12 protein-coding genes are annotated in these 18,390 nt (G+C 62.4%); 3 read left to right on the forward strand and 9 right to left on the reverse strand.

Annotation, left to right across the window (positions count from 1 at the left end; genetic code table 11):
• Positions 1–4 precede the first annotated feature (4 nt).
• A complete protein-coding gene (locus OKW20_RS28825) occupies positions 5–496 on the forward strand; it encodes a nucleoside deaminase (protein WP_429177703.1) in 492 nt (163 codons plus the stop codon).
• Between the two features lie 30 nt (positions 497–526).
• On the opposite strand, the gene OKW20_RS28830 is transcribed toward OKW20_RS28825, so the two are convergent.
• From OKW20_RS28830 to OKW20_RS28860, 7 genes are all read right to left on the reverse strand, one after another.
• On the reverse strand, positions 527–1,183 hold the full coding sequence (locus tag OKW20_RS28830; RefSeq protein ID WP_429177705.1) for a short chain dehydrogenase: 657 nt from the start codon (positions 1,181–1,183) through the stop codon (positions 527–529).
• Positions 1,184–1,471: 288 nt separating this feature from the next.
• A complete protein-coding gene (locus tag OKW20_RS28835) occupies positions 1,472–2,356 on the reverse strand; it encodes a DMT family transporter (RefSeq protein ID WP_429177707.1) in 885 nt (294 codons plus the stop codon).
• A gap of 184 nt (positions 2,357–2,540) precedes the next feature.
• The gene (locus OKW20_RS28840; protein WP_429177709.1) at positions 2,541–2,891 is read right to left on the reverse strand and encodes a ribbon-helix-helix domain-containing protein; all 351 of its coding nucleotides are present in this window, start codon (positions 2,889–2,891) and stop codon (positions 2,541–2,543) included.
• Positions 2,892–2,915: 24 nt separating this feature from the next.
• Positions 2,916–3,512 (reverse strand): DJ-1/PfpI family protein, encoded by a 597-nt coding sequence (locus OKW20_RS28845; RefSeq protein ID WP_192449818.1) that lies wholly within the window; start codon positions 3,510–3,512, stop codon positions 2,916–2,918.
• A gap of 98 nt (positions 3,513–3,610) precedes the next feature.
• Positions 3,611–4,837 (reverse strand): bifunctional alpha/beta hydrolase/OsmC family protein, encoded by a 1,227-nt coding sequence (locus OKW20_RS28850; RefSeq protein WP_429177711.1) that lies wholly within the window; start codon positions 4,835–4,837, stop codon positions 3,611–3,613.
• Between the two features lie 140 nt (positions 4,838–4,977).
• On the reverse strand, positions 4,978–5,484 hold the full coding sequence (gene msrA, locus OKW20_RS28855; protein WP_429177713.1) for a peptide-methionine (S)-S-oxide reductase MsrA: 507 nt from the start codon (positions 5,482–5,484) through the stop codon (positions 4,978–4,980).
• Positions 5,485–5,655: 171 nt separating this feature from the next.
• Positions 5,656–6,732, reverse strand: coding sequence for an NAD-dependent epimerase/dehydratase family protein (locus tag OKW20_RS28860; protein WP_429177715.1), 1,077 nt, complete (start codon positions 6,730–6,732; stop codon positions 5,656–5,658).
• A gap of 369 nt (positions 6,733–7,101) precedes the next feature.
• On the opposite strand from OKW20_RS28860, the gene OKW20_RS28865 reads away from it, so the two are divergent.
• Positions 7,102–7,839: a response regulator gene (locus tag OKW20_RS28865; protein ID WP_429177717.1), complete on the forward strand. Its 738-nt coding sequence runs from the start codon at positions 7,102–7,104 to the stop codon at positions 7,837–7,839.
• A 203-nt stretch (positions 7,840–8,042) separates the two neighbouring features.
• Here the strand turns inward: OKW20_RS28865 and OKW20_RS28870 are convergent, their stop codons facing one another.
• Positions 8,043–8,708: a response regulator gene (locus tag OKW20_RS28870; RefSeq protein WP_429117707.1), complete on the reverse strand. Its 666-nt coding sequence runs from the start codon at positions 8,706–8,708 to the stop codon at positions 8,043–8,045.
• A complete protein-coding gene (locus tag OKW20_RS28875) occupies positions 8,701–10,176 on the reverse strand; it encodes a sensor histidine kinase (protein WP_429177719.1) in 1,476 nt (491 codons plus the stop codon). The genes OKW20_RS28870 and OKW20_RS28875 overlap by 8 nt, the downstream gene beginning before the upstream one ends.
• Positions 10,177–10,585: 409 nt before the next feature.
• On the opposite strand from OKW20_RS28875, the gene OKW20_RS28880 reads away from it, so the two are divergent.
• Complete coding sequence (locus OKW20_RS28880) at positions 10,586–18,376, forward strand: peroxidase family protein (RefSeq protein ID WP_429177721.1); 7,791 nt, start codon at positions 10,586–10,588, stop codon at positions 18,374–18,376.
• Positions 18,377–18,390 lie beyond the last annotated feature (14 nt).

Consider the following 18,390-nt stretch of genomic DNA (forward strand, 5'->3'; position numbering starts at 1 on the left):
TAGCGTGATTTCCGAAGTCGACATGACACATCTGCGCCGCTGCGTCGCGCTTGCCGAGGAGGCGGTGGATGCCGGCGACCAGCCTTTTGGCTCGGTCCTGGTTTCGAGCGGCGGCGACGTTTTGTACGAGGGCCGAAACGAGGTTGCCGGCGGCGATCACACCCGGCATCCGGAATTCGCGATCGCCCGGTGGGCGGCAGAAAACATGACGCCGGCAGAGCGCGGCAGCGCCACGGTCTATACCTCGGGCGAGCATTGCCCCATGTGCGCCGCCGCACACGGATGGGTCGGCCTTGGCCGGATCGTTTATGCGACGTCGTCGGACCAACTCGTTGCATGGCTGGACCGACGCGGCCTTTCACGACCGCCCGTGAACGCCTTGCCGATCCAAGCGGTCATCCGCGACGCAGTGGTGGCGGGGCCGGTGCCCGAACTGGCAGACGATGTCTTTGCGCTGCACGAGCGCGCCCTCGATAGGGCTTCGGTCGCGCCGTAAGCGTTGCCGCGGTCGAAGCCCGGAAGCGCATCAACGGCCGTACATCCGGTAGATTTCGCCTGTGCCGCCACCTTCGACGCTGGCGACATAGGCGCCGATCAGGTCGTCCATCGCCACCGGGGCCATGCCCGGAAAGAGATGGCCGTAGTCGGCAAAGGAGTCGGCGACCATCGTCGGGCTGACGGCATTGATCCTCATGCTTCGCTTCAGCTCGATCGCGGCCGACAGGATGAAACTGTGCAGCGCGCCGCTGATGACCGCCCCGCCGGTAACCCCGGGCCATGCCTCGTCGGCAAAGATGCCGCTGCTGAGCGTGAAGGATCCGCCATCGGAAAGATATCTTTGGCCGATCAGGACAAGATTGACCTGGCCGAAGAACTTCCCGCGCATGTTTTCGAGCAGGACGGTCTCTGTCAGTTCCTCGAATTTGTCGAGGGCGCCGGATTCGGCGACGCAGATGCAGGCATCGATTGGCCCCGCGCTTCGGAACATCGCCTCGACACTCTCAGCCGAACGAATGTCGACCGAAACGTCACGCCCATTACGACCTGCAGCGACGATTTCATGCCCGCGCTGCGCCAGCACATCACACAGCGGTCGACCAATCGTCCCGGACGCTCCGATAACCAAAATCCGCATTGCTATCTCCCTTGGCATCGATGGAAGGGGTCGCTTGACCGCTTCCACTGTTTCCGTTCGCTTGAAGGGAATATGGATGATGAACGGAATTCCGATAATATCCGGCGCACTGAACGTATTGTGTGATTTCATTCAAGAGTGAGGCGACGATCCGCCGAGCGATCGTCGGGCTCGTGGAAGCCAGGGTGAGCTTGCGGCCCGGCCGCTTTCGCCAAAACTGAGCCGGCGGCGCTGCGTGATCGTCCGGCAGGACAAGCGGTTTGATCTTGGCCTTCGCAAGATGTCGGCTGCTCTCAAATCGCTATCGGCGCCAGAACTGCCGATGAGCGAGCAGGACTAGGGGTGCGATGCCGACGACCGTCTCGTCAGTTGATGCTCGCGCCAGATCGTGAAGAGACCGGCGCCGACGACGATGAGCGCGCCAACGATCATGTTGTGGGTTATCGTCTCGCCGAAGAGCATGACGGCGAAGATCACGTTGAGGACCAGCTGGAAATAGGTAACGGGCTGGACTTCGGCCGCTGGCAGCAGTCCGTAGGCTTTGATGAGGAAAAAGTGGCTGAGGGTGCCGCAGACGCAAAGCGCGGCAAGGGCAAACCAATCGGACGGCACCACCTCTGTCCAGTAGAACGGGCCGATCAGCGAAATCGCCACGGCGCCGACAACACCGGCATAAAACAGGCTCGTGACGGCCGAGTCCTCGTGACTGACGGCACGGGTGGCGATGCTGTAGAGCGCGAAAAGCACGGATGCTGCGAGGGGCAGAAGCAGCGACATGTCGAAGTGTACGTTCACGGGATTGATGATCACCAGAACGCCGATCAGGCCGATCAGAATGGCCGCGCCGCGCCGCCATCCCACGGTCTCCCCGAGAAGCGGGATCGAGAGGATGGTGATGATCAGCGGCGTCGCCTGGAAGATCGACTGGCTCATGGCGAGCCCGGCGTGAACATAGGAAATGACGATGACGACGATTTCGGCGACGAGCAACAGGCCTCGCACGACCTGCAGCCAGGGATGACGCGTCTGGGCGGTCTTGCGAAGTCCACCCGACGACGAGGCGGCGAAGGCGAACACGAAGAGTGCGAACGCCCAGAACCGGATCATCGTGATGAACAAGGCGGGATAGCGGTCGCCAAGATACTTGGTGATGGCGTCCTGGCCAGCAAAGATGCAAATGGCAAGGAAGGCAAACAGATAACCGCGGGTCTTGGGGCTCATCGCATTACAAACTCAGAATCACTGTCCCCTTGATTAGCATAGTCTTGTCGCTGCGGCTTGAACCAAACGTCATCGCGAGCCAATCGACTTCCGTTTTACGATCCAGGATCCGCGGCAGCAGCCGGTCAGGCGAGGGGCGCGCCGAGCCGGGACTGCCCCCCGCGAAGGGGCAGCCTGCCTCGCCTCAATGGTATTTTTCCTGCTCGCGCGTGAGGATCGCAGGGGCGTTCAGCCCGGCGATCGGCTGGTTGACATCCGTCGGAATGTCGCCCGACAGCTGCAGATCGAGATAGCGTGCGCAGCAGACCCTCAGGAACGACGTGAAGTTTCCGAGGTCATGCCCGGCATCGATGGACTCGTGGTGCAGCTTGGTGATCAGCTGCGTGACGTTCATGCGATCGCGCCGGGCGATTTCCTCAAGCTTCGACCAGAAGAAGTTCTCCAGCCGAACGCTCGTCACCATGCCATCGATGCGCAGCGACCGGGTGATGCTTTCCCAGAGCCGCGCATCCGCCTTTATGAACAACTCGCACATCTCGCCCCTCCCGTGGCTGCCTTCTCAGGCGGCGTCTGTTTGTAGCAGGGCCGAGGCGTCAAGCACAGCCATGAACTGGCGCAGCCACGACGGGTGGGCGGGCCATGCCGGCGCGGTAACGAGGTTGCCGTCGGCGACCGCGTCGCTGATTGCGATATCCGCATAGATGCCGCCGGCAAGTTCGACCTCCGGGCGGCACGCGGGGTAGGCCGAGCAGGTGCGGCCCTTCAACACGCCGGCCGCCGCCAGCAGCTGCGCGCCGTGGCAGATGGCCGCCACCGGTTTTCCCGCGGCGAAGAAGTGCTGGACGGCCTTGATGACGTCCGGGTTGAGACGCAGATATTCGGGCGCGCGACCGCCCGGTATGACCAGCGCGTCGTAATCTTCGGCGCGGATGGCGGAGAAGGTGGCGTTGAGCGCGAAATTATGGCCACGCTTTTCGGAGTAGGTTTGGTCGCCTTCGAAATCATGGATCGCGGTCGCGACCGTCTCGCCGGCATTCTTGCCGGGGCAGACGGCATGCACCGTGTAGCCGCAGGCAAGCAACGTCTGAAACGGGACCATCGTTTCATAGTCTTCGGTGAAATCACCGGTGATCATCAGAATTTTCGAGTTTGCCATTTGTTTCCTCCCAAAAACCAATGGGAGGAGTTTAGCAACGCGGGCAAAGCAACGGGTACTAGCGGAATACTACAAAGAAAAATTCTGCCGCCTGCAGATTACTTCACCGCGGTCGTTATCCTGGCAATACCTTCGAGCGTGCGATGGACCGGGCACTTGTCGGCAATCTCTTCGATCTTGCTGCGAAGCTCGTCCGCGACCTCGCCCTCGATCGATATGAGCCGCTCGAACTGGTCGATCTTTCCGCCATCGGAACGCTCCGATGCCGCGCAGTCTTCGCAATCTCGCGCATGGATCTTGGAATGCGAGACCTCCACCTTGACGCGCCCGAGCGGCAGCTTCTTGTGGTCGGCGTAAAGGCGCAGCGTCATCGAGGTGCAGGCCGCGAGCCCGATCGACAGGTAGTCGTAAGGCGATGGTCCGGAATCGAACCCGCCCACGCTTTGCGGCTCGTCGGCAAAGAGGCGATGCCTGCCGGCTTGAACCGAGTTCTGAAATTTCCCTTCGCCCGTTTCCGTCACCTGGACCTGTTCCACTGGCTTCGTGCCTTGCGGACTGTCGGCCACGAGATAGCGGCTCAGCCACTCTGCAATCACCCGGGCGGCGTAGGCGGCATCGGCAGGATCGGTGAGCAGATGGTCGGCCTTGTCCAGCGAAACGAAGCTCTTGGGATGTTTGGCCGCATGGAAGAGGTCGCTGGCGTTTTCGATGCCGACGGTTTGATCCAGCGGCGCGTGGAGAATGAGAACGGGTTTCCTGAGCGTCGCCACAGCCTCGTGAAGGCGCTGGGCGCAGGCGTCATCGACGAACTGCTTTTTGATCAGGAACCTGCGACCGGCCAGATCGACCTCGGCGGCGCCCTTCTCTTGGATTTCCTCAAGGCTGGCTCCGAAGTTCTTCAGCACATGGCCGACGTCGGCGGGTGCGCCGATCGTCGCCACGGCGCGGACTTCGGGAATTTCCTTGGCAACCGCAAAGACGGCGGCCCCGCCAAGCGAATGGCCGATCAGGAGCGACGGCGCCTCGAAGTGTTGCCGCAGATAGTCGGCGGCCGACCGCAGGTCGGCGATGTTGGAGGAAAAATTCGTCGAGGCGAACTCGCCCTCACTTGATCCGAGGCCGGTGAAATCGAAGCGCAGGACGGCGATCCCTTCGCGCGCGAGCTCGGCCGAGATCTGACGCGCCGCCGCCAGATCCTTCGAGCAGGTGAAGCAGTGGGCGAAAATCGCATAGGCCCGTACCGGGCCGTTTGGAAGGTCGAGGCGGGCGCCGAGAGTTGCGCCGGAATGTCCGGTAAATTCAAGTCGCTGACTGTTGAAGTTCATGTGATGCTCCAGAAAAGGAGAACAATCATCCCAAGGGCGCAACGACTGTCCTGAACGCGAATGATGCGGCCGGCGTCCATGTCCGCAGAAGCTGGCGGTTCATGCGAACATGGCTCTATCAGGTGCTCGACCGGCGTCGGTTACTCCGCTGCGGACCGTCGCGGCAGCACCCAGTTCGGGCGCGGGAAGTGGCAGGTGTAGCCGTTGGGATAGCGCTCCAGGTAATCCTGGTGCTCCGGCTCCGCCTGCCAGAAATCGCCGACAGGTTCGATCTCCGTCACCACCTTGCCCGGCCACAGGCCGGAGGCTTCCACATCGGCGACGGTGTCCTCGGCAATGCGCTTCTGTTCGTCATCGACATAGTAGATCGCCGAACGATAGGAGGTGCCGATGTCGTTGCCCTGGCGGTTTTTCGTCGTGGGGTCGTGGATCTGGAAGAACAACTCCAGAATCCGCCGATAGGAGGTCTTCGCCGGGTCGTAGAATATCTCGATGCCCTCGGCATGGGTTCCGTGGTTGCGGTAGGTGGCATTGGGCACATCGCCGCCGGTGTAGCCCACGCGGGTGCCGGTGACGCCGGGGAGCCTGCGGATCAGATCCTGCATTCCCCAGAAGCAACCGCCGGCCAGAACAGCTCTCTCGGTCATTCAGATATCCTCCACCTGTTTCATGAGCGTTTCTTCGTTTTTGTCTCGCACTGGCCGCGGGCCAGCGCCGGAGATCGACTGTAATATAGGAACTTGTGCTGCCAAGATCAGGAGGCCGGTTCCAAATCCGCGTTTTGGCTCGGCACGTGGAGAGTTTCCCAAGCCACGGGTTCAAGAGGCGATCGATGTCGCTTCCGGAAGCTGCAGCGCGCGATCGTCTCTCTCGTAGCCGAAATGCTCATTTCGATATGCGGCAAGCTGCGGCAGGTGCTCTTGCCAATTGTCGCTTCTGTCATGCTCTACAAGCCATCGGATGGTGGGTGCGACCGATTGTCCGTAGGTGGCAGTCGGGCCTGCCGTGCCTGCAACCACCATGGGCGAGGGGATCGACCAGGGCGTCGCACCAAGAACAGGTGGATAAACGGGCGCCTCCGGCAAGCCGATAAGCTCTGCCCGCCGCCCCAGAATGTTCATGATGGCGTGGCCGATTTCCGCAACGGTGGGGCTGTCGGCGTCGGAAACATTGGCAGTTGGCGGCAACTGTCCATCGGCTGCCTGAAGCACGGCATTGGCGATGGCGGCCACGGATGTCGTCTGGAACTGGCTCCGGCCACCGTAGGCCAAGGGAACAGCCGTCCGGCCGTCCAGCAGCCTTTTGACGAACCACCATTCGCGGGCGTGTCTGCTTTCTGGGCCGTGAATGGCGCAGGGACGCAGGATCGTGACCGGGCAGCCGGCGAGACCCAGAAGTGTCTGTTCCATTGCCGCTTTTCGCGTCGAGTAGGTCTCCGGCCCAGGGGCAACAGTTGGGCTCTCTTCGGTCAACGGTCCAGCGAAAACCGGAAATCCGCAGTCCGCGGCTTCGTCCAGTGTTCGCCCTTCGTTGTCTCGATAAACACTTGCGCTTGAGATCGCGACGATGCGACCGGCGGATTTCCCCGCCTCTGCTAGACATTCGGCATCGGTCGCGTCGAAGGCGACGCAAGACAGAATGACATCGGTGTCCGAACCAACGACGGCGCGCAGTCGATCGACATCCCGAGCGTCGACTTCGACGTGGTGGCAGCCTTCCGGCAACGTCGTGGCGCGCCGGCTGGCGATTGTCACATCCCAGGCTTGGCCGACCAGCCGGCGGGCCGTCGCAAGGCCGATCTGTCCGGTTCCACCAACAATGACGGCTCTGGGCATCGCGAGGTCCTTTACGCGTTTTCCACGTTTCACCGCCCATTCGGCAAATGTCAGCGGCATCCGAGCCATATGGAGATCGGGCAGAGCGCATTGAAATCGACCGTCCTGCCGACGGCAAGGCCTTTGATAAGCGGATTTGTTCCGACATGTGGCCGCAGATGTGCCGATCGGCGAACAGGGGCTTTGCGCGACGACGTCACTTCTCGCTCAGCGACTCGTCAAACCCCTAAAATTAACCTATGTTTAAGCATGCACTTTAAAATTGAGTTCTTCTGTAATAGTATTTGAGGATCGGAGGGCGGGGAGGTCATTCGAATCCGCACGTACCGAATGAACGAGGATGCACGAAGCTTTGTGCGGTGTGCTTTAATTTTCGTATGTATTGATATCCGATATCGAATGTATTTGTTCGTAACTGCATAAATTTGAATGCGTAGTATCTCTGCGATTTTGCAATGTTATTTTATTATTGCTTCTAATTTTGGGCTGGTTTCCATGTGTATTTCCGTGGCATTTGTCGATGATCACCCTATTTTGCTTGACGGCTTAATCAGCGTATTTTCCGCAAAGAGCGATCTGGAGATCGTTGCGAAGGGCGAAAACGCTGTCGATGCCTTAAGAATTGTCGAAGATCATTCGCCGCGCGTGCTCGTCCTCGATCTCAGCATGCCGGGGGATGCGGTCGCGGCCATCGAGTTGATTGCTCGAAAATACCAGGGCACGCGCATCATCGTCTTCACGGCAAATTCAAGCATAGAAACGGCGATCCAGGTGCTGAACTACGGCGTTGCCGGCTATGTGCTCAAGGGCAGCAGGGCCAGCGACCTGCACCAGGCGATCCGCATGGTCTATGACGGGGAGACTTTCATTTCGGCAGGCTTTGCCACCAAGGTCATCATGGCGATGAAGACTGCGGAGATGCGCCGGCGCGAACAGGCGCAGCAGCGCCTCAGCCTTCGCGAAGAGCAGATCGTCCGTCACCTGATGCGTGGTAGCACCAACCGAGAGATCGCGCGCTGTCTCGATATCAGCGAGAAGACGGTGAAGCACTACATGAGCGTGCTCATGCAGAAGCTCGATGCCAGGAACCGCCTGGAAGTGGTGCTGGCGGCTCAGCGGCTGGATGTGATTCCGAAGGGCGCCGGCGAGGGCGAGCGGATCAACTAGAGCATATCGCGCCAACGTGCGCCGCGGTTTTGCGATAACGACATTCGCCAAATCAACAACTGAAAGCGCACCGATTGAGCCTGAAGGATCGCAACGCGCATCAGGGTATCAAGCGGCTGGAGAACCGGTGACCTGCCAGCGAGTTCGTTTCCGAGTCCGCGGTTTCGGCCAGATGCATGCACCAGCCCCGCCGGCGATCCGGCTCACGTCTTGCTGTTTGCCGAAAGCTTCAGATGTCGCTGCGCCAGGAGGGCCGCTTCGACCCGGTTCTTGGCGCCGAGCTTGATGAGCAGCCGGCCGACATGGAATTTCACCGTCTTGATCTGTACGCTCATCTCCTCGGCGATCGTCCGGTTGGTGCAGCCGCGTCCGAGCAGGCGGAAGACGATCGCTTCCTTCGGCGTCAGCTTGTCGACCAGCCGCTCCACCCGATGCCCTTCGGTCCGATTGCGAATGACGCCGAACAGGCGCATGCCAAGGGCGGGCGACAAATAGGCTCGCCCCTCTGCAACGGTCGAAATCGCCGTAATCAAGTCCAGCGCCGGCGCCCCCTTGAGCACGTAGCCGGCCGCACCGGCATCGAGTGCCTCCAAGACGTCGTCGTCCTCCTCCGACACTGTCAGCATCACGATCTTCGTCTTTGGCCATCGCGCCGAGATTTCACGGGCGGCGTCTATCCCGTTGCCGGGCATGGAGATGTCGAGCAACGCCACGTTCGGAAGACAGTTCTCTACGAGCCGGAGCGCATCCTCTTTCGAGCCTCCTTCGCCGACGACGGCAAAGCGCTTGTGCGCTGACAGTGCCTGGAGAACGCCCATTCGAAAGAGTGCGTGGTCGTCGACGACGATGACCGACGATGGTTCATCCATCGAGCATTCCTCCCCCGAGATCCAGCGTCATCTGCAGCTCCGCCCCATCCCTTCGATGCACGAACTTTAACGTACCGCCAAGGCTTTCCACCCGTTGCTGAAGGCCGTGAATGCCCAGACCGCTGCCGTCCTGCTTGTCGCCGGGGCTGCGCTTGGCAGAAGGGCCGCCATGGTCGCGGACGCTGAGGTTCAGAACGGTGCCGTCGATGCGACAGCGCACGGCCTGGCCCTGACCGTTCGCATGGCGGTGGGCGTTGTTCAGCCCTTCCTGAACGAAACGGTAGATGCAGGTCTTGATAACCGGCGGGAGCGGCAAACTGCTGCCGCTGCCCTTGATGGCCACCCGGGTTCCCGTTCGCGCCTCGTGCAGTTTCACCGCCCGCTCGATCACCTGGTCAAGGTCCAGATGCTCGATATCCGGGAGCAGCAGCGACCGCGCGATCAGGCGGATTTCTTTCAGGGCTTCTTCCAGCGTGCCACAGATCACCTCCAGGGCCTCTTCGCGCTCGGACTTGGACCGGGCGACGCGCACGGGCTCCGTCTGGAGGATGGCAAAGCCGATAAGCTGCGCGGGACCATCATGCAGGTCGGCGCCAATTCCGCGCGTCAGGCGCTCGTTGGAGTCGGTCATGCGCAAGGAGGCGATCCTCGCGCGATCACGCAGGACGCGGATTTCTTCGGAAACCCGCTCGGCTTCCTCGGCGCGCTGCTCCAGCCGCAGGCGCTGTCGTTCGATCGTTGCGCTGCCGCGATGCACGATTGCGAGCAGTCCGAGCATGATGAGGGTGGATGCGCCGGCAACGACCGTCCAGCCCATCAGGCGCACTTCGAAGATCTCCCAGTGCAGGGTATCCGTATCCTCGTGTATCTCCGCGACGGCAACCACGTCGCCGGTATCGGACCGGCGCAGCGGACTGTAGATCTCCAGGTAGCGCGTGCTCAGGCTGCGCATCGTGTGCTCGCTCGCCGTCAGGTCCGTGTATTCCGCGGCAACATCGCCCTTGAGCGCGCGTAGAAGCCCCGGCGGCGGGTTGAAACGGCGGCCGATCAGTTCCTTGGACGTGGAGTAGGCGACCGACCCATCCGGCAGCCAGAGCTCGAAATAGGGGAACCGGTCCTTGAATTGCGGTTCGGCAAAAAGCTCGTCGAGACGAAGTCGGCGCTCCGGCGAAAGCTGGCCCGACTGGGCAAGGTCGTTTCCGGCCGGTTCGAGAATGCTCTGCATGAAGAGAGCCGTCGCAGCTGCGCGATCGACCGCCGCATTGTGAGACACTTCGCGAGAGATGAGATAGCCGGAGACGGCAGCGACCAGAAAGATCAGTACACCGCAGGCAAGCAGGAACTGCATGGAGAGGGTCTGCCGGCCAAACCATTGTCGTAGCGGCAGCAACAGCCGACGGCGGCCCACTAGCGCCGGCTCCGCTGGCGCGGCGATCTCATGCGAAATACCCCCTGAATGCTCCGTCACGCTGCGCGGTTTCCTCTCGGATTGCGTGCCGCGGAATGCAGTGCCCCGGCCAAGCCGCTTTCGCGATGATCGCACTATTCTGACAAATTGAAAGAGCTTCTCCAGTCAATTTCTACGGGAGAAAGAAGAACTGGACCTAAGTCCAGGTTTTTCATTGGACCAATGCCATCGGCGCACGTCCACTAGTCCGAAATCCGCTCAAACCTTCGTCGACAATCTCGTTCGACCTTGCGCCGTTTCTTTCGTCGGCGCCGAGGCTCACCATACGAGCATCAAAAGGCCTATTCGGCTCACCAACGAGACACGAAAAGCAACCGGCGCGCCGCGGAGGACAGCCTCACCGCCGGGTGGTGGAACTTTGTTTGAAAACGGGCGACCGCGACCGCGGGGTGCTCCGATGGAGGGAAAAATGGTAAAGCTTAACCGGAACGACCTCGACTTCATCCTGAAGCAGATCAAGATCGCAGAAGCCCATACGGCGGCCATCGACGGCGGCGCCGATCCGCGCACTGCCCTTGCAGAGCTTGTTTCCAACCCGCTCCTTCCATACGGCCTTCGCACGGTCGACGGCTCGTACAACAACTTCCAGCCGAACATGACCCATCTCGGCTCGTCGGACCAGACGATGGTGCGCCTGCTCACGCCGAACTACGCGCCGGCCGAAATCAACCCGCGCAACGGACAGCAGACGAGTTACGCCGACCCATCGGGTACGGTTTACGACAGCCAGCCTCGCCTGATCTCCAATATCGTCGCGGACCAGTCGCTCGACAATCCGGCAGCGATAGCCGGAGCGCTTGCGTCCGTCGATATCAAGGGGGCGGAAGCCCTCGGCATCGTGCGCACGGTCATGGATCTCCAGGCCGTCGCACGGGCGGCGCATGCCGCCGTCGCGACCGCGGCTGCGAATGCCGCTGCCGCGGTCGCTGCCGCCAATGTCGTCGTCGCCAACGCCCAGGCAGCACAAGCAACGGCGCAGGCGACCTATGACGCGGCCGTGGTCGTACAGTCGGGAGCGGCGCAGGCACTCGCAAGCGCCAATGCCGCCCTGGCCTCGGCAATCGCGGCGCGCGATGCCCATGCGCCTGTGGTCGTAAGCGCCCAGGCGGCTGCCGCCACGGCACTTGCAGCCAGCCAGGCTGCCGCGGTGGCGGTCTCGAACGCGACCGATGCACGCAACGTCGCCTTTGCCAATCTTGCCTTGGCCGAGCAGGCGGAGAGCGCCGCCCTTACGGCGTTCCAGAACAATCCAACGCCGGCAAACAGCGCGCTCTACATCGAGGCCGTGGATGCCCGGGAAGATGCCGAAATCGCCTACAATCTGTCAGTCGAGAATCTGGAAGACGCTTCGGCTGCCCTGACGGCAGCGCAGGCAGATCATACGACGGCAGTGGTCGCCCTACAGGACGCGGTGGCCGAGCAACAAAACCTGACGAGCGCCGTCGACAGTGCCCAAAGCACTGCGGCAAGCGCCTCCTCGGCACTCGCGAGCGCCGACGCGGCCCTGGGGCTAGCAGCGGGGGACCTGGCGGACGCGACGGATGCGCTCAATGATGCGATTGCCGTGCGCGACGCAATCCCGACCGGAAGTGCGGCGACGGCAGCCGCCGAAGCTGCGGCCGCCGCGGCCGATGCTGCCGTCATCGACGAGCTTTCGTCTCACGGCGTGACGATGGATGGCGACAACGTCTTCATCAAGAACGTCGCCGCCGACCTCGGGGACACTGCCTCGTTCAACGGCTTCATGACCATCTTCGGCCAGTTCTTCGACCACGGCCTTGATCTGACCTCGAAGGGGGGCAGCGGCAACGTCATCATTCCGCTGCAGCCGGACGATCCGCTCTACGTCGTGGGTAGCCAGACCAATTTCATGGTCCTCACCCGCGCGACCAACGATCCCGGTCCTGACGGTCAGCTCGGTACGGCCGACGACATCCGCGATCATCAAAACGAGACCACGCCGTGGATCGACCTCAACCAGGTCTACACGTCCAATCCGTCGCACCAGGTCTTCCTGCGCGAGTATGTGCTGGTGGACGGCAAGCCCCTGGCAACGGGCGAGATGCTGCAGGGCGCAACCGGTGGGCCGCCGACCTGGGCCGACATCAAGAACCAGGCAAGGGACCTGCTCGGCATCGAGCTTAGCGACCTGAACGTCCATAGCGTGCCGCTCCTGGTAACGGACCTCTACGGCGAATTCGTTCGCGGACCCAACGGCCTGCCGCTGATGATCACCGTCAACGGACCTGTGGAGGGCAATCTTGCGAACCCGCTCGATGGCGTCACGGCGCTGAGCGCCGGCCGCGCCTTCCTCAACGACATCGCCCATAGCGCCGTACCGAGCGGCCCGGTCGATCACGACCGGAACCCGCTAACCGCGCCCGTTGCCGTTGTTGCGGACGACGACGACGTTGCCGGCAACCCGATCCTTCCGAACGCGTTCGGCGTCAACGTCACCTATGATGACGAACTGCTCGACGCCCACTTCGTCGTCGGCGATGGCCGCGGCAACGAGAACATCGCGCTGACGGCGACCCATTCGGTCTTCCACAGCGAGCACAACCGCCAGGTCAGCGCCATCAAGGCGACGGTGCTGGCCGAGGGAGACCTGGCGCTGCTCAACGAGTGGCTGCTGGTCGACGTGACCACGTTCCCGACCAGTTCCGCAGGCCTTGTCTGGGATGGCGAGCGTCTCTTCCAGGCGGCGCGTTTCTCGACGGAAATGGTCTATCAGCACCTCGTCTTCGAGGAGTTCGTCCGTGCCGTCGCGCCGCAAATCGATGCCTTCGTGTTCTCCCATTCCGTCGAACTCGACGGCGCGATCTTCGAAGAATTCGCCCAGGTCGTTTATCGCTTCGGCCACTCGATGCTTACCGAAAACGTCGAGATGCTCACGCTGAATGCGCAAGGTGCGGCGACACCGCAAGAACTCGGCCTGATCGAAGCCTTCCTGAACCCGCTGGCGTTCAACAATGCGGGTGTCGATGCACACGCTGCCTCCGGCGCCATCATTCGCGGCATGACGCAGCAGGTCGGCAACGAAATCGACGAGTTCATGACCAGCGCGCTACGCAACAACCTCGTCGGCCTGCCGCTGGACCTTGCGGCGATCAACATCACGCGAGCGCGCGAAACCGGCATTCCCTCGCTCAACGAGGCGCGACGCCAGATCTACGAACAGACGAACGACAGCTACCTCAAGCCCTATGAAAGCTGGGCGGATTTCGCCCTGCACATCAAGAACCCGCTTTCGATCGTCAACTTCATCGCCGCTTACGGCACCCATGAGACGATCGTCGCTGCCACCACGGCCGAAGCCAAGCGGGATGCTGCCTGGGATCTCGTTTTCGGCACGACCGGCGAAACGGCGGCCGAGCGCCAGGCGCGACTGGACTATCTGAACTCCACCGGCGCATGGGCCACGCGGGAAACCGGCCTCAACAAGGTGGATTTCTGGATCGGCGGCCTTGCCGAAGCACTGATGCCCTTCGGCGGCATGCTGGGCTCGACCTTCACCTTCGTCTTCGAGCTGCAGATCCAGAACCTCCAGAACGCCGACCGCTTCTACTACCTGAGCCGTACGCAAGGGCATAACCTGCTCAACGAGCTCGAGGCCGACAGCTTCGCCGACCTCATCCGCCGCAACACCGACACCGAAGACAGCGGGCTCCATATCAATGGTTCGGCCTTCCAGACGGCCGACTACATCATCACGATGGATCAGACCAAGCAGTGGAACCATGGGCTCGGCAATGCCGACCCGACCCGCGAGGCCGACGTGATCTCCGCGGTTACGGGCACTGATTCCCTCGTTATTCGCGGCACGAATTACCTGCGGTTCACCGGCGAAGAGCACGTGGTGCTCGGCGGCACGAACACAGGCGAAACCTTGATCGGGGGTGCCGGCGACGACACGATCTGGGGCGAGGGGGGCGATGACCGCATCGAGGGCGGCTTCGGGGTCGACCATCTGCACGGCGGCGACGGCGACGACATCATCACCGATAGCGGTACCGACATCGGCGCCAGCGACGTCATCAAGGGCGAAGGCGGCGACGACGTCATCAACGGCGGCATGGGCCTTGATCTGATCTTCGGCGGCGACGGCAACGACGTGCTGGCCGGCGGCGAGGATCAGAAGACGCTTTCCGGCGGCCAGGGCAACGACTTCATCCGCGCGCCCACCGGCGGCGGCGGCGCCATTCTCGGCAACGAGGGTGACGACTGGATGGAAGCCCAGGGCAACATGACGACACTCACGGGCGACAATTCGGAGCTGTTCTTCAACTCGCGCATCATCGGCCATGACGTGATGATCGCCGGCGAGAACGACACCGATTTCGATGCCGAATCCGGCGACGACATCATGGTTCAGGGCATCGGCATCAACCGTTCGAACGGCATGGCCGGCTTCGACTGGACCACGTTCAAGAACAACAACTACGACGCCGATGCGAACATGAACATCAGCATCTTCGTCAATCAGCAGAACAACATCCTGCGCGACCGTTATGATCTGGTCGAAGGGCTGTCCGGCTGGGATCGCAACGATACCCTCACCGGCCGCGACGTGGTCATCGGCGGGTACGATCCAAACGGCAATGCCGCCCAGGTCGACGCCGATGCGCCGATCGAGAGCTTCTCGAACGCGCTGCTCGAAAAGAATGTCGACCGGATCGCGGGCCTGCGCGAGCTTGTCGCCCATCTCCAGCGCTTCGACCTCTACAATCCGCACAACCTCGATGCGAACGGCGTTCCGATCAACCCGGCAGGGCCCAAGGAGGTCGCCGTGATGGATACGTCCGACGGGTCGGACATCATCCTCGGCGGCGGCGGTTCGGACACGATCCGCGGCATGGGCGGCAATGACATCATCGACGGCGACAAATGGCTGAACGTACGCATCCTCGTTTCGCCGCGTGAAGGTCAGGGCTGGTCCGCCTTCAGCGTCGACTCGATCGCCGACATCCAGAGCCGTCTGTTTTCGGGCGAAATCAAGCCGAGCCAGTTGCAGGTCGTCCGCGAGATCGTCGACGGCGGCAAGGCCGGCGATGTCGACACGGCCGTCTATTACGACAACTTCGAGAACTACGAGGTCACCTTCAATGCCGACGGCAGCGTCACGGTCGCCCACACGGACCCGACCGCCGGCGTCATCGACCCGGTGACCGGACGCAATCTCGAAGCGGAGGGGACGGACCGCCTCTTCAACATCGAACGCATCCAGTTTGCCGACCGGGTTCTCGACCTGCGCGGCCCATCGCTCGACCTGCACGCCTTCGACAGCGGCAACTATCGCGATGCCTTCGGCACCGCGAACTACGCCAACTCCAACGGATCGGCGACGTGGACTTCGGCATGGGCGGAGACGGGCGACCGTACGACCAACGTGGCGACCACGGGCGAAATCCGCATCAATGGCGGCCAGCTTGAATTCCGGCAGGACACCGGTTTCGGCTCGACGCCGGCGGGCGCGGCGATCACCCGGACCGTCGATCTTTCCATGGTCGGCGCGGGCACTGCGACGCTGAGTTTCGACTACGAAGAAACCGGCCTCGACAACGGCGAAAGCCTTCTGGTGCAGTATTCGAGCGACGGCGTCACCTTCACCACAATCCGCACGATCGACGGTAACGCCAACGACGGCAGCGCCAACCTCGCGCTTGCCGGCCCCTTCTCGGCCTCGTCGGCCATCCGCTTTGTCTTCAGTGGTGTGAACAGCAACGCCGAGTCTGTCTTGATCGACAACGTGAACGTTCAATACACCACGCCCGTGGACGACGGCACGAACAATTGGAGCAGCACGTTCACCGAAAACCAGACCGCCGTCGGCATCTCCAGCCTGTCGGGCATTACCACCAACGAGATGATCGCTTCGGCCCGCGTCGTCCTGAAGAACATGGCGGCCGGCGACGTACTGACGGCGACCACGGCGAACGGGCGCCCCACCGCCATCGCGGTCTCGCAAGCCGTGATCGCCGGCGAAATCGTCCTGCAGCTCACGGGCCAGGCGAGTGCCGCAGATTACCAACGCGCGCTGGACTCGGTTCGCTTTTCCAACTCCTCCGATAATCCGAGCACGACGCCCCGGACGATCGAGGTGACGGTGAACGATGGCATCCGCGACAGCCAGCCGGCTACAGCGACCATCAGCGTGGTTGCCGTGGACGACCCCATGATCGCCAACAACGATCGCATCGTGACGAACTGGACCAATGGCAACCCGTTCACAATTCCGAGCTGGGCGCTGCTTGCCAACGACACCGATCCCGACAGCCCCTTGGCGATCTCGGCCATCACAGGAACGAACAGCGTCGCGGCCACCCTTGGCCCGAACGGTGTCACGGTTACCGACAACGGGCTCACCAATGGTGGTTCCTTCACCTACCGCGGTACGGGAACCGATACGGCAACCGTCGACGTGGTCCGCGACGCCGGCGGACCGATCGACGGCGGGACCGGCAACGACATACTTGTCGGCGACAATGCCGCCAACACGCTGAACGGCAACGCGGGCAACGACATCATTTTTGCTGGCGGCGGCGACGACAACATCAACCAAACCAGCAACCAGGGACGCGACATCATCGATGGCGGCGCCGGCAGTGACACGTACACTCTGAACGGAGTTCAGGGAGCCGAACTGTTCCGCATCTATGCGGTTACCGCCGGGCAGAATGCCGGTCTGGCAGCAAGCCTGAACACGACCTTCCTTGCATCGACGGAGATCGTGATCACCCGCACGGTCAACGGTACCGAAAGCGTGATTGCCGAACTCGACAACATCGAGGAGATCAGCGTCAACACGCTGAACGTGACGAACAACAACAACAATGGCGGACCGGATGGGGGCGCAAGCGGGGGCGACACGATCCAGGTCATCGGCAACTTCGACACGACCAGCCTGAACTACTCGACGATCACGATCGAAGGGTCCGCCGGCAACGATGTGGTCGATATTTCGAGCCTGTCGTCCGCCCACCGCATCGTCTTCCGCAGCAATGGCGGCCAGGACACGATCGTCGGTGCATTGCGTCCCCAGGACGTGATCGAAATCCCTGTCGGCGCGGACCCGGCGAGCTACGAGGAAACCGACAACGGCGACGGCACCACGACGCTCTCGAATGGCGGGCATTCCATCACCTTCGGCGGCGATACGCCAACCCTCGTCGCCGGTGACGACGACGATGATGATGACGACGGTGATGGTGGCTCGGACGACGACGGTGACGACGACGGCTGTGGTACGGACGACGGATCGGGATCCGGCGATGGCGATGGCAATGGCGTGCCGTTGCCGGTTGCAGCCCGCACCCTGGTCGGCACCTCGGCGTCGGACGTGCTGTTGGGCGGCGCGGCTTCCGACATCCTGCTCGGCGGCGCAGCCTCCGACATTCTGTCGGGCGATGGCGGCAACGACGTGCTGCGCGGCGAGGATGGCGACGATGTGCTGTCCGGCGGCGATGGCGATGATGTCGCCTCCGGTGGAGCCGGCAACGACGAGATCCATGGCGGGGCGGGTGCCGACACGCTGTTCGGCAATAGCGGCGACGATCTTCTCTACGGCGATGCCGGCAACGACATCATCGAAGGCGGCGCCGGGGCGGACAAGGTCTGGGCCGGTGACGGCGACGACACCGTGCTTGCCACGCTCAACGACGGTTCCGACAGCTACTGGGGTGGCGATGGCGTCGACACGCTCGACTATTCGGTGGCGACCGGCAACCTCAAGGTGGATCTCGGCAACGGCTTCATGGGGCGCGGCCAGGTAGTGGGGGCCGAGGTCGGCACCGACACGATCTACGGGTTCGAGAACATCATCGCCGGTTCGGGTCACGACGAGATCACCGCCTCGACAGCCGTCAACATCATGGACGGCGGCCTTGGCGACGACGTCTTCCGCTTCACCTCGGTGGCGGCGGCCGACGGCGACACGATCTACGGCTTCTCGCCGGGTGACCGGATCGACTTCTCGGCGATCGATGCAAACAGCGGGCAGGCCGGCAAGCAGGGCTTCACGCTCTCGAGCGGCACGACGCTTTCAGGGGCTGGCCAGATCGTGGTCACGCACGAGACCCGCGACGGAGCCGACGTAACCGTGATCCGCGGCAGCGTCGATGGCGACCCGGATGCCGAGTTCGCACTGACGCTCGACGGCACCCACAACCTCAAGGTCGCCGACTTCAACGGCGTCTCCTGAACATGAAGCAAAAA

It is taken from the genome of Ensifer sp. LBL (assembly GCF_050435225.1).
Lineage (GTDB): Bacteria > Pseudomonadota > Alphaproteobacteria > Rhizobiales > Rhizobiaceae > Ensifer.

What these genes read in the sequence shown, in the direction of transcription:
- OKW20_RS28850 (WP_429177711.1), bottom strand. Translation starts at nt 4,837, where the DNA reads ATGAACTTCAACAGTCAGCGACTTGAATTTACCGGACATTCCGGCGCA.
- OKW20_RS28835 (WP_429177707.1), bottom strand. Translation starts at nt 2,356, where the DNA reads ATGAGCCCCAAGACCCGCGGTTATCTGTTTGCCTTCCTTGCCATTTGC.
- OKW20_RS28860 (WP_429177715.1), bottom strand. Translation starts at nt 6,732, where the DNA reads ATGCCGCTGACATTTGCCGAATGGGCGGTGAAACGTGGAAAACGCGTA.
- OKW20_RS28840 (WP_429177709.1), bottom strand. Translation starts at nt 2,891, where the DNA reads ATGTGCGAGTTGTTCATAAAGGCGGATGCGCGGCTCTGGGAAAGCATC.
- msrA (WP_429177713.1), bottom strand. Translation starts at nt 5,484, where the DNA reads ATGACCGAGAGAGCTGTTCTGGCCGGCGGTTGCTTCTGGGGAATGCAG.
- OKW20_RS28845 (WP_192449818.1), bottom strand. Translation starts at nt 3,512, where the DNA reads ATGGCAAACTCGAAAATTCTGATGATCACCGGTGATTTCACCGAAGAC.
- OKW20_RS28865 (WP_429177717.1), top strand. Translation starts at nt 7,102, where the DNA reads ATGCGTAGTATCTCTGCGATTTTGCAATGTTATTTTATTATTGCTTCT.
- OKW20_RS28870 (WP_429117707.1), bottom strand. Translation starts at nt 8,708, where the DNA reads ATGGATGAACCATCGTCGGTCATCGTCGTCGACGACCACGCACTCTTT.
- OKW20_RS28880 (WP_429177721.1), top strand. Translation starts at nt 10,586, where the DNA reads ATGGTAAAGCTTAACCGGAACGACCTCGACTTCATCCTGAAGCAGATC.